At 41.0% G+C, this 12780-nt stretch carries 11 protein-coding genes and 1 pseudogene; 1 reads left to right on the forward strand and 11 read right to left on the reverse strand.

Going from position 1 to position 12780, the window contains the following annotated elements:
* Positions 1-58: 58 nt before the first annotated feature.
* The 7 genes from araD to AC6HZ4_RS16955 form a co-directional block, all read right to left on the reverse strand.
* Positions 59-754 carry an L-ribulose-5-phosphate 4-epimerase gene (araD, locus tag AC6HZ4_RS16925; RefSeq protein WP_497490822.1) on the reverse strand — a complete coding sequence of 232 codons (696 nt, stop codon included), beginning with the start codon at positions 752-754 and terminating at the stop codon, positions 59-61.
* Positions 748-2442, reverse strand: a complete 1695-nt coding sequence (gene araB, locus AC6HZ4_RS16930) for a ribulokinase (RefSeq protein WP_497490824.1) — start codon at positions 2440-2442, stop codon at positions 748-750. Before araB ends, araD begins: the two co-directional genes overlap by 7 nt.
* 754 nt (positions 2443-3196) lie before the next feature.
* Entirely contained in the window at positions 3197-4705 is a 1509-nt protein-coding gene (gene arfA, locus AC6HZ4_RS16935; RefSeq protein WP_497490825.1) for an arabinosylfuranosidase ArfA, read from the reverse strand.
* Between the two features lie 29 nt (positions 4706-4734).
* Positions 4735-5580 (reverse strand): carbohydrate ABC transporter permease, encoded by an 846-nt coding sequence (locus tag AC6HZ4_RS16940; RefSeq protein ID WP_497490826.1) that lies wholly within the window; start codon positions 5578-5580, stop codon positions 4735-4737.
* A gap of 3 nt (positions 5581-5583) precedes the next feature.
* Complete coding sequence (locus tag AC6HZ4_RS16945) at positions 5584-6525, reverse strand: carbohydrate ABC transporter permease (RefSeq protein ID WP_497490827.1); 942 nt, start codon at positions 6523-6525, stop codon at positions 5584-5586.
* A gap of 83 nt (positions 6526-6608) precedes the next feature.
* Positions 6609-7931 (reverse strand): ABC transporter substrate-binding protein, encoded by a 1323-nt coding sequence (locus tag AC6HZ4_RS16950; RefSeq protein ID WP_497490829.1) that lies wholly within the window; start codon positions 7929-7931, stop codon positions 6609-6611.
* 167 nt (positions 7932-8098) lie between these two features.
* Positions 8099-8275 (reverse strand): hypothetical protein, encoded by a 177-nt coding sequence (locus AC6HZ4_RS16955; protein ID WP_497490830.1) that lies wholly within the window; start codon positions 8273-8275, stop codon positions 8099-8101.
* A gap of 474 nt (positions 8276-8749) precedes the next feature.
* Between AC6HZ4_RS16955 and AC6HZ4_RS16960 the strand changes: the two are divergent.
* Positions 8750-8962, forward strand: a pseudogene (locus tag AC6HZ4_RS16960) (glycerol phosphate lipoteichoic acid synthase); the annotation flags it as partial.
* A gap of 156 nt (positions 8963-9118) precedes the next feature.
* On the opposite strand, the gene AC6HZ4_RS16965 reads toward AC6HZ4_RS16960, so the two are convergent.
* The 4 genes from AC6HZ4_RS16965 to AC6HZ4_RS16980 form a co-directional block, all read right to left on the reverse strand.
* On the reverse strand, positions 9119-9859 hold the full coding sequence (locus AC6HZ4_RS16965) for a CPBP family intramembrane glutamic endopeptidase (RefSeq protein ID WP_497490832.1): 741 nt from the start codon (positions 9857-9859) through the stop codon (positions 9119-9121).
* An 18-nt stretch (positions 9860-9877) separates the two neighbouring features.
* Positions 9878-10861 (reverse strand): alpha/beta hydrolase, encoded by a 984-nt coding sequence (locus AC6HZ4_RS16970; protein ID WP_497490833.1) that lies wholly within the window; start codon positions 10859-10861, stop codon positions 9878-9880.
* Positions 10861-11403 (reverse strand): helix-turn-helix domain-containing protein, encoded by a 543-nt coding sequence (locus tag AC6HZ4_RS16975; RefSeq protein WP_497490834.1) that lies wholly within the window; start codon positions 11401-11403, stop codon positions 10861-10863. The genes AC6HZ4_RS16970 and AC6HZ4_RS16975 overlap by 1 nt, the downstream gene beginning before the upstream one ends.
* 420 nt (positions 11404-11823) lie before the next feature.
* A complete protein-coding gene (locus AC6HZ4_RS16980; protein ID WP_497490835.1) occupies positions 11824-12648 on the reverse strand; it encodes a GDSL-type esterase/lipase family protein in 825 nt (274 codons plus the stop codon).
* Positions 12649-12780: the final 132 nt, after the last annotated feature.

Genomic DNA, 12780 nt, shown 5'->3' on the forward strand with positions numbered 1-12780 from the left:
ATCAAAATCAAAATCAAAATCAATATCTACTAACTCCTCTAGTACTCTATGCGATCTATTATTTTTGACCGTAATATGCATGAACACCATGCTTGCGCAAATAATGCTTATCTAGCAAAAACTGATCAATTTGTTGTACATTAGGATTTAACTGATACGTATGAAGAGCCATCTTTGCTACCTCTTCCAGAACAACAGCATTGTGAACTGCTTCATGCGCGTCCTTTCCCCAACAGAATGGGGCATGATTGTTTACAAGAATGCCTGGCATCGCTGTTGGGTTAATCCCTTTACTTTGAACTGTCTCGATAATTACATTCCCTGTTTCCAACTCATATGCACTGTAGATTTCTTCCTTCGTTAATGCACGTGTACAAGGAATTTCCCCGTAATAGTAGTCAGCGTGAGTCGTACCAAGCGGAGGAATGGGACGTCCTGCCTGTGCCCAGCTTGTTGCCCATGGAGAGTGTGTATGAACAATTCCGCCAATTTGACTAAACGCCTTATACAGAGCCAAATGGGTCGGTGTATCAGAGGAAGGCCGCAGGCTTCCTTCGACAATTCTCCCTTCTAGGTCAACAACAACAAGATCCTCTGCTTTCAACTCTTCGTATGGTACGCCGCTTGGCTTAATTACCACAAGACCTTGTTCACGATCAATTCCGCTGACATTTCCCCATGTGAAGGTTACAAGTTGTTGTTTAGGAAGTTCCAAGTTGGCTTCCAATACTTCCTGCTTTAGTGTCTCTAGCATACCGTTTCCTCCTTCCGCCCTAAGAGGCTTTGCTTCTTAATATTCTTTAAATTTTTCATGACATCATTTTCGCCGCGGCCAAAGTAACCATATAGACGGCTATATTCTGCAAACAGTTGATTATAAATTTCTGCATGTTTTTCATTTGGTTGATAATACTCATCCTTTACTCTTCCCATTACTTTTGCAGCGTCAGTAATGGTATTGTAGCCCCCCCGCTCTGCGCCGGCAGCTACTGCACCAAACATGGCGGAGCCAAGGGCGGGTGTCTGGGAAGAAGCGGAGATGCGAATATCCATATTTAACACATCAGAATAAATTTGCATCATGAGTGCATTTTTCTCAGCAATTCCGCCGCAGGCATATACCTCGTGGATTGGAACACCATGTTTGCGGAATGTTTCTACAATCATCCGTGTTCCATATGCCGTTGCTTCTATTAGAGTACGATATATTTCTTCCGGCTTTGTTAATAAGGTAGCGCCTAGCAATACACCCGTTAAGTCCGCATCCACCAATGTGGAACGATTTCCATTCCACCAGTCTAAAGCTAGGAGACCGCTTTCACCAACATGTAAACGGCTTGCTTTTTCTGTTAACAGTTGATGGATGTTTACTCCCTTTTCTTCCGCTTCTTTAAAATAGCTCGCTGGAACACAATTTTCGATAAACCATTCGAAGTGATCACCGACGCATGATTGCCCCGCCTCGTAGCCCATATAACCAGGAATGACACCATCTTCCACAACCCCGCACATACCAGGTACAACCTTTTCTTCATCCCCTAGTAAAATGTGGCATGTGGAGGTTCCCATAATCATTAACAATTTTCCGGGTTCTGTAATTCCAACTGCAGGAACCGCTACGTGAGCATCTACATTTGCGATCGCAACAGCTGTCCCTGGAAGTAACCCTGTAAGCTGGGCGCCCTTTTCTGTAATTTCTCCTGCTTTTGAGCCGATTGGGAAAATAGCTGTCGACAGCTTTTCTTCCACGACATTTTCCAATCGAGGGTCAAGTGCTTTAAAAAACTCTTTAGAAGGATATCCATCCTTTTTGTGCCAGATTGCTTTATATCCTGCCGTACAGCTGTTTCGCTTTAATTCCCCAGTGAGCTGATAAATAACCCAATCTGTAGCTTCTACCACTTGATCTGCTGCATCATAGATTTCAGGTGCCTCGTTCAGGATTTGCCACACTTTTGGAATCATCCACTCCGAGGAAATTTTCCCGCCATACCTTTGCAGGAATGCTTCCCCTCGTTTTTCAGCTATTTCATTTAAGCGATTTGCCTCATCTTGTGCCGCATGATGCTTCCACAGTTTGACATAGCTATGTGGATGTTTAGCAAATTCATCCGTCATACATAAAGGCGTTCCCTGTTTATTGATTGGGAGGACCGTACAAGCGGTAAAATCAATTCCCAATCCGATCACATCATTTTGTGAAACATTAGCCTTCTTTAAAACCTCAGGAATCGTAACCTGTAAAACTTCCAAATAATCATTTGGGTGCTGAAGAGCCCAGTCGTCTTCTAATCTAGTAATACCGTCCGGTAAAAATTCATCCATAACTCCATGCGTATACTCTTTTACCGCAGTGGCAACCTCCTTGCCTGTTTCCACTTCAACAAGTACAGCCCTGCCTGATTGCGTTCCATAGTCAACACCGATTGAATACTTTGCCATTTAAACCACCCCTATCTTTGGATTGCAAGCTATTTACTATACGAATGGGCATAATCGAAAGCGTATACACAAATGATTGCAAACTGCACACCCATATAATGAATTCCACACATTATATACGTACAAGTAAAAATTTCTCATGCAACTATTGACCATCGCTACAGATCTTCTTCATTGCATTTCAAAAAACAATAACTTGTACGTATAACCTTAATTTGATTTTACCACCTATCCGCCTTTTTTCAATACTAATTTTAAAAAATTCCTGAAAATTTCTATAAAATCTTTAAAAGTTTATACAATCTCAAAAATATATGTACGTACCTGTACAGCGGTATCTCTCACATCATTCCTCATACCTTCAGCGTTTTTAAGCAAAGGGATCATTTCCTCAATCGTGTGAATTGTAAAGCTAAACAATAAGCGAAGATTGTTCTACATAGATTTTCGGGAGGCGATGCGTGTACAAAGGTCCTTCTCGGTGCGCACGCATGTATGTATCATTGCGTTATGCTGCTGGACCGTGGTCACAATGCAGCTATCAATATTGAAAAAGTTGGTCTTTCTCAATCGGGATACACACCGGCAACCTGATCCATATTTTCGTAGCGAGGCCTCGTCAGAAGCTGCGCCTGCGGAGACAATGTAAGACCAATCCCATAAGGCAGCTGTCTGCAAAGCAGGAAACCCCCACTTCAAACTGGTAAGTGGGGGTAGTTCACAGCATGGCAAAGATATTGTTTACAGCACTTTTTTATTTTTTCGCTAAGCGGATGACGTTCCAAGACAGCTTTGGCAATTGAGCCGTAATGATTCCGTTAGAAATAGCCGCATTCCCATTGCTGTGCGGTGCAACCGGTGTGCCTTGTGCTGAATTCGTTTGCTTTACATCATTATTTTCCAGAACAATGTGCTCCACAATCTTGTATCCATCAAAGTTTCGGATATCGCACTCCAGCGATAGTCCTTCTTCTAGGTCGCGGTTTACAGCAAAAATCGTTAATTCTTCATTTGCTTCGTTATAGACGGCTGTGGATTCAAGGAATGGAACATCGGTGAAATCCTTGCTGTCATACTTCGGACTAGAAACAATCGGATTTAATGCTACCCCTCTTCCGTAAGCGGACGCATGCATAAATGGATAGAAGATTGTTTGTTTCCAAGCCTTTCCGTTCTCCTCTGTCATAATTGGCGCAATTACATTAACAAGCTGAGCAAGACAAGCGATCTTCAAACGGTCCGCATGCTTCAGCATTGTGATTAACATGCAGCCTACTAATAAAGCATCCTCAAAGTTATAAATATCTTCTAGCTGCGGAGGGGCAATGCTCCAAGGCTCAATCAGCTTATCCGCTTCATTGGAGTGATACCATACATTCCATTCATCAAAAGAAAGATTGATTTTCTTTTTACTTCGCTTTTTCGCTTTCACATAGTCGGCAATGGCGATAACAGAGCGGATAAAATCATCCATTTCCAACGATAATGCCAAATAGTTAGCTGTATCATTGTCACGGTTCCCATAATACTGATGCAAGGAAATATACTCTACATGATCATAGGTATGATCCAGGACAGTAGCTTCCCAATCGGCAAATGTCGGCATGTTACGATGCGAGCTTCCGCAAGCAACCAGCTCAATCGTCGGATCCACCCACTTCATTACCTTTGCAGCTTCAGCAGCAATTCGTCCATATTCCACTGCTGTTTTATGACCGATTTGCCACGGACCATCCATTTCGTTTCCTAAGCACCATGTCTTAATCTTATGAGGTTCCTTATAGCCATGGGAAATCCGCAAGTCACTGTAATAAGACCCCGCTGGATGATTGCAATACTCTACCAAATTCCGGGCAGCATCAATTCCGCGCGTCCCTAAATTGACAGCCATATTAACTTCCGCATTCACCAGCTTCGCCCAATCCATAAATTCATTCGTTCCTACTTGATTCGTTTCAAGCGTCCTCCAAGCTAACTCCAAACGACGCGGACGGCTTTCCTTTGGTCCTACACCATCCTCCCAGTTGTATCCAGAAACAAAGTTTCCGCCTGGATAGCGTATAAGCGGTACCTGCAGCTCTTTTACCATTTCAATTACATCTTGCCGGAAGCCGTTCTCATTCGCTTGCGGATGACTCGGTTCATAAATTCCGCCGTATACTGCACGGCCAAGATGCTCAATAAAGGAACCATATATCCTGTTATCAATCTCAGAAATCTTAAAATCTTTTTCCAAAATCATTTTTGCTTTTTTTACAACCATTTTCCCCATCCCTTTCTATTTTCAAAAATTTATCCTTTCACTCCGCCAACTGTTAATCCTGAAATGAAATAACGTTGGAAAGCAATAAATAGAATAATAATTGGAATAATCGTTAACATAGATCCCGAGATTAAAATGTCATAGTTATTTCCATAAGGCGACAATAAACCAGATAGCCCTATCGGCAAAGTAAACATCTCTTCTGTACGAAGAACAACAGCAGGCCATAAAAAGCTGTTCCAATGTCCCATTGCTTGTAAAATCGCCATTGCTCCAAAGGCAGGTTTCATTAATGGAACCATGATTCTAAAGAAAATACCAAACTCGGAGCAACCATCTATCCGAGCAGCATCCAACAGCTCTTTCGGAAGCCCTAAGGCATATTGTCTAAAGAAAAAGATCGCAACTGGAGCAACCATAGTAGGAATAATTACGCCCCAATACGTATTGATCATTCCTAAAGAAATTACAAGCTTGTATAGCGGCAGCATTAAGATCTCAGCTGGAATCATCATAACAGCAAGCACAAGAGTAAAAATAAAATTTCTCCCTTTAAACTCGTAAATCGCTAATCCGTATCCAACCATGGAAGAGAAAAATAGTGATAAAATCGTCGCAACGAGTGTGATGACTACACTGTTCTTATACCAAACAAGATACTTCGCTCCATCCGCAAAGAGGTACAGATAGTTTTTAAAAGACAACAGCTCTGTTTGCAGCTTTAAATTTAATCCATCTCGCAATAGCTCAGTAGACGGCTTGAACGAAGCTAACAAAAGGGCGAGGAAAGGAAACAAAGCAACGAACGCAAATAACACTAGAATTAACACAAGAATAAGAGAGACTAGCGGGTTTCGTTTAATATTGGATTCCATTCGTTATTCCTCCTTTCTAAATGCGCCTGTATACTTCAGTTGTATTAGATTAACGATTAACACAAGAATTAATAGAACAATACCGATAGCAGATCCAAATCCCATATCATTGTTCACAAAGCCTTGCTGATAAATATAGCCAACCATCGTTAAGCCAATATCACCCGGGGACTGATTTTGCCAAAATACAAAACTCTCTTCGAACATCCGATATCCACCGAAGATGCTAATGGTTAACACATAGATGGTAACCGGTTTCAAAAGGGGAAGGGTAATTCGAAAGAACTTCGTAAACGTACCAGCTCCGTCCATCTCTGCTGATTCATACAGCTCCTTCGGGACATTCTGTAATCCCGACAAAAAGTACAAAATGTTCACTCCCATCCATTTCCAGGAAGCTAAAAATACCATAAGAAACATCGCTGTTCCTGCATGCATCGCCCATTGCTGAACAGGAAGCCCTAAAGCCTTCATTAAAGTGTTTGCCGGAGCAGACTCTAGTTCTCCAAAAATCAAACGGAAGATAACCCCTGCTACAATTGTCGAAGTTAATGCTGGCATAAAGAGTGCAGACCGAAAAAAATTACGCCCTGGCATGATCTTTGAATTTAATATAACGGCTAACACCAACGGAATTGGAATGAGAATTACTAATGTCCAGATTGTGTAAATAGTAGTATTCGATAATGCTGCATAAAAATGCGGATTCAATAGTTTTTTATAATTCTGCAGCCCAATAAATCTACTTTCACCAGGCAATACCTCTTGAAAGCTCATGATGACTGTTTGAATGGAAGGATAAAGCAAAAAAATAAGAAACGAGATTAGGAAAGGCGATACAAAAATATACGGAGCCCACTTTTGTGAGAATAGGAAGCTGCCCTTTTTTTTGGTTGTTTGCAAGGCTGTTGACTGATTAGCAGAGTAATCTAATTTATTTTCCATGATCAATCACCCCTTTTGAGGAAGTCATATGATTAGGAAGATTCAGACGGCTGTACAGCCATCTGAATCTTCCTGGCCTAAGACTACTTGTGCAGCTCTTTTGCACCATTTTTTAACGCTTCCTCAGGAGTTTGCTTTCCTTCCTTAAGCACTTTGAAGAGGATTGTTTGTCCGACAAGCTGGTTCATTTTTGGCGTACCTTCTGTAATCGTCGGTGAGTCAATCTCATCTTTAATGCTTAGAAGCGTGTTGAAAATTTCATTACCGAAATATTCTGTATATTTATTAGGCTCTTTTAGTGCAGGATCATCCCAAACGTCCCAACGCGGAGGATCAAACCCAAGCTGCTTCCAAATTTGAACATTTCCTTCCTTGGACAATTTCGCAAAGGCCAAGAATTCTTTTGCCAATTCTACATGCTTGCTTTGGTTTGTAATAACCGTCCCTGTACCGCCCATACCGGCAGAACGTTTGCCGTCAGCAGTCCAGCGAGGCATTGGACGAATAACCATTTTCCCTTTTAAATTAGGCATGTAATCTGTGAATCTGCCCATATACCACATTGGCATGACAACAGAAGCAGCGCCTCCCTTGTTCATAAAGCCATAATACTCTTCTTTATGGTGGCCTCCACCCGGTGCAGCAACAGCAATTTTATCATCCAGCAACTGCTTTAAAAATTGTAATGTCTTAATGTTCGTCTCGTTATCTAGCGTAACTTGTCCATCCTTATTATAGAAATCAGACCCTTGTTGCATAATCAATGGCCAGAAACTCCACAAATCCTGCGTTTCAATTGTCATCATTGGTTTTCCAGTTGCACTGACTACCTTTTTACCAGCCTCTCTAAAATCATCCCATGTTACGATTTTGTCTGGATCTACACCAGCTTTATCCAATAGCTCTTTATTATAGTAAATCACAGTCGCACCCACATGGGTAGGAAGCCCATAGTTCTTTCCATCTTTACTATAAATACTCAATCTGGATTGAACGAATTTATCACGTACAGGATCTATAATATCGTTTAGTTCTACAAGCTGAGGTTTTCCTTTTAAGTAGTTGGAGAAACGACTGATTTCAATATCACTAATATCAGGTGCGCCTACTCCTGATTGCAGAGAAAGAAGAAGTTTGTTATGCATATCATCATAGGGGTAGTTCGTGGCTTCTAGTTTAATTTTTTTATCAGGATGCTGTTTATTCCACTCATCCGCCATGTACTTATAAAACTTCACATGCTGTTCAACAAATGACCATAGCGTCAGCTTTGTAGCCCCTTCTGAGTTTGAACCTTTTTTCGAATCATCCGGGCTTGTGGAACCGCTTGTTCCGCTTGAGCATCCCGCTAAGAATAATGAGAGAATCATAGCAAATACAAGAGACAGCAAAGAAAATTTCTTCATACATTCATCCCCTTCTTATCTATAATTTTTTGAATCCGCTTTCAATAAAATCTGATCGAGCTCCTTTCTTATTATTAATGAAATCTATCATAACCCTCTTAATAAAAGAGAGGATTACACTTTTTATTTAGATAGAAATCACGAATTCAACAATGGTGCTTAGCTTCTCAAACTGCTCTTGTGTGAGTCCGCAGACTTTCCTCTATACATACAATTACATGATCAGCAGGGAATGTCTCCTCCGCCGCACCACCGGAACGAGCCGGCCATTGCCTATTTTTAGAAGGGATTTTAGATGCTGCATAGATGGTTTCAAAGCGTTCTTTTACAATCTTTCCAACCAATCTTTCACTATGACTATTCCTTTTTTGAACATTAGCAGTTATCTAACTGTTTCTCATAAAAAGATTTAAACCATTAACGATAATTGATTAAGCAGCAAATATGTACGTACATTTTATTAAAACTTCCGTAAATCGAGTTTTATTAACTTTCGAAAGCGTATTCTATGTTTTTTATATTAATCCACCTGTTCGTACATGTCAATCCGCTTTTTTAGAAATTTTCCTAATTTTTTGAAGTGCGTGTGCGTACAACACCTCTTATTATCGATATTTTTACTACTTGATATAACAGGAAACTTAACATTTAGTACCGATATCACATGTATCCTCTGCGGTAATAGTGTATAATAAATTTAGTTGTTCGTATAAGTTGTCTATTCTTATCATGTTAGTGACATTAAGCATTTCTACACTTATCCTTCTTTTCCTAACAATAGCCAATTATAAAATGAATTTAAAGGAACTATTAAAAAACTCGCTTTCCGCAACGGCAACTTTGTAAGTCCAACTGTTACTGCATTAAACGGGAAGTATTACGACTCTGTAACGGGAAATCCGATAGAGCTCAATGATGAAATCAAACGTACGGAACAGCTTGTCCAAACGAAACTAAACCTTTCCGACAAGGTTGTATATGAGGATTTATTACGTTTCTACACACCGGAAGGATTTACACCTGTAGATAGATTACAATCATTAATTACGTGCCTTGATGCCGCCGAAATAGAAAAAGAGGGGAACTCATTCCTCTCTTGAATACTGAAAAATCCTGTAAAAAACAAGCTAATCGTCTTCTATATAGACGACTAGCTTGTTTTATTTTATGAAGGTTTTCTCTTTTCCTTAGCCATATAAGCCGTGAAGTATAATGTCCCCCACTGCATGCGCGATCATCGCATACTCTAATCCTTTTTTCCAATACAAGTAGCCACATAGCAGACCGAAAAGGCCATTGGAAAGGATTGTGCGCACAAAAAGAATGGGTGTGATTTCGCCAAACATTTGCTGTACTGCCGGGAGATGCCCGATTCCGAATAAAAGGGCTGCCCCTATTATTCCTATCCAGTACATCCATGGTTTCTGCTTCTTAAACATTTTAGCAATAACCCAGACAATCAAGGTCATGAGGAACAAACGCAGCAGCACTTCCTCATATACTCCACCTTGTATAAAGGTCAGCACCCCTGCCAAATGGGACACCTTGCTTCCCTTACTTGCAAGCTCTGGAATAAGCGGCCGGAAGACAAGCAACTCCAGTCCAATAATAACCAGTACGCCAATTACTCCCAATATAACAGCCTGCCAAACATCCCTTTTCTGAAAGCGGGCCTCTCCTGTTTTTAAAATCCATCGGCGAAAAATAGGGACATCTAGTCCTACAATTTCTCCCATGATTAGGCCAAGCCAACCAAGCACAAAGGATAGAATGGTTCCTTGAATAATAGACGCAATTATCACTGTAGACACAGGAACCTTTGCATTTGTTAATGTATCTCCCAGCGTTGCCATCATATATGGAATACCGCATAAGAAACCAATTAAACATAAAATTGTAAGAAAAATAGCTAATTTAACGTGCTTCAAAATAATCTCCTCCCGCCATCATATCTTCTTTAGCTTCTCTTCCGCAGCAACGGAAGAAAAATGCTTTTGCAGCCAGGCTGCCAGACAGCTTGTGAATTCTTGTGCTAATGGTTCATCCTTCATCTGGCGATAGATTTTTATCGGATTCGAAGCATCCATTACGCCTGCCCAGCATTTTAAAATATGGGTCATATTTTCTATCACATATAACTCTGCTTCGCCTGCTACTATCGGAACTACCTGTTCACCTGCTGCAATCGGCACCTGACAGTCCTTTGCACCAGCAATGATGAGAACCGGGCAGCTTACCTGCTGAAGATCAGCACATACATCATATTGATAAAATTCGCGCAGCCACTTTGCAGGGAACTTCTTACCCGCGACCCGTATCGTCGGCTTCGTGGAAAGCATTAATTTCCCCTCAAATTTAGCCGTATTCTTCTCTGCCTTCTCTGTCACCTTTAGCGCTTTAATGAGCCAGCCCTTAAAGCCGCGAAGCTGATTAAGCGCATCATATGCCTGCCTCCGCTGCCATACGAGCATTTCTCTCAATCCCATCGCTCCACCGCACAGCAGCATCATTCCTGCTGCTTTCTCCTTCACATAAACTGCTGGGGCAAGCTGTGCTCCCTCACTGTGGCCAAGAATGATTGTCTTTGTTTCATCAACATTTGGATGCTGCTTTAAAAAACGAAGGCATGCTGCCGCATCGTTCACCAAATCCCACATGCCGCGTGTATATTGATCTCCCTCACTTTGATGCGTTCCGCGTTTATCAAAGCGAAGCGTCACGAAGCCAAGACATGTCAGAAAGTGTGCTAGATCCTTATAAATATTCATATCCAATCTGCCTGCATTACCGTCACGGTCACTATTGCCGCTGCCTGGAAGAATAAGTACCCCTGGATAAAAAGCCTCCGCTCCGCTAGGAATCGTAACTGTGCCGGCTAGCCTTACTTCGCTTTGAATCACTACATTCTCTTCCTTCACTTGATATCTCACTATCCATCCGCTCCCTTTCCCGCCTCGGGAATAATAATTGTCGCTACAGTCCGTTTTTTCCGATCATCGCGCGGGTCATTGTTGATAAACTTTTGAAATACCGCTGCGAGACCTTGAACAAACTCCTGAAACTCCTCATCATTCATATGCAGATCTGCCTGCCGGAATGTAACCCCATCCTTCACAAAATCAATCTTCTTTTGATTTAAATAGCCTCCGAAGTTGTTAATTAAACCACTCACAAATTGGATGAATACCCCCACCTTTTCTTCATTCGAGCTTTCCATAAACTCCTCCGGGGAAATAACACCACCGCTGGACAATGCATACACCTTCTCTACCGCACCACGCACTTGATGCTGCGCTACAACCTCAATTACCCTGCCCTGAACGAGCTTATTTAAATGCCGGTACAATGTCGCCTGCGGTACATCAGATAAACGTTGGCCAATTTCCTGCACAGTAAGCCTGCGTCCGCCAATTAAGGTTTGCACAATTTGCATTCGAACCGGATGTAAAATTAGGTTTGCTTTTGCATTCATTAGAATCACCTTGCTTTATTATTACTTCTGATTTTATTATCATTATTAATAATGATAATATTCGTATTTTCATTTTTTGTCAACTTCTTTCAAATAAAATTTTCCAATCTTTTAGCACTCGTTATAAGTTAATTTCATATGCCCCGTTTCAAAAATTGAACATTACAGTAAGAAAGGCAGGCACGGTCCTCCCTTGCTCCTGCGGAAAACATTCTGGAAACTGAAGCGGATCGTGTTAGCTAGGCAATGCTTCAAAAAGTTATGCTTTCCTACCTGCTAAAGAAAACTCACCGTTCAGCGAAGGCAGGGACGTAGTTGCACTTTGTTCCTAAAATTTCCTACTATGCCGAATTCGCTTCTAGCTGGAAATTTATACTTTAGAAGCATAAATAAAAAGTCACCGGAATAAACGGTGACTTTTTATACAGACTTGACAAGTGATTGATTCTGAAACTGGCGCAGTATCTGCTTTGAAATTGCATCATATCCTAAAGCATTCGGATGCACTCCATCTTCGGAAAGATACTGCAGATTTTTGCCGTTAATGACTTTTGTCGTTTCAATTACGATTGACGATTTGAGTCGGCTGGCTGCCTCATATAGCTTCACATTCCATTTTGGGAGCAGCTGATCAGCTAGAGAATACAGTTCACTTCCTGGACCTAACGGGTTGTACAATTCTAACAAGACAATGATTGCCTTCGGATTCAGTTCATTCACCTTCGTCGTGATTTGGGAAAGATTATCAACAAACGCAGTTTGCAAAGCATCAAATGACTGAATGGCTTTAAGATAATCCCTGTTTCTTACAGAATGAAGAATGTCATTCCCTCCAACATTGATGGTTATAATATCGGCTTTTTTAATAGCTTCATCTAAGGTTCCTGTTTGCAAAAGAGCATTCAGCTCAGAGCTTGTCATTCCCGGAACACCTTCATTTTGTAATACAACAGCCTTTTTGGTTTGCTGCTCTAGCATATCTGAAAATCGGTCAACGAAGCTTTCGTTTTGGCCTGCACCAATTCCACGGATGATAGAATCCCCCAATGCAAGATGATTCACTTCAGTTTTATTAAGCTGGCTAACATAGTCTATATAAGAAACACTTTGTCTTTCTGCTCCAACAGAAGAGACAGAATTATGCTTCATCTTATGAATTTGGTATTTTGGATAGTAAAGCCAACCGGCCGCTCCTAAAGCTATGCAACTTGTCAGAACTAGGGTATATGTTAAAAACTTCTTCATGCTTAACCTCCTTCGCTGACAATCATTATAGCAAAATGAACTATAAAATAACCCTTCTAAAATGTGTAAATTATAAAAAATGATATGGGTTGCTATTTCAAACCAAAGAAAATAAAAAGAGACAGAAATAAA

Source organism: Ectobacillus sp. OTK, from assembly GCF_059698935.1.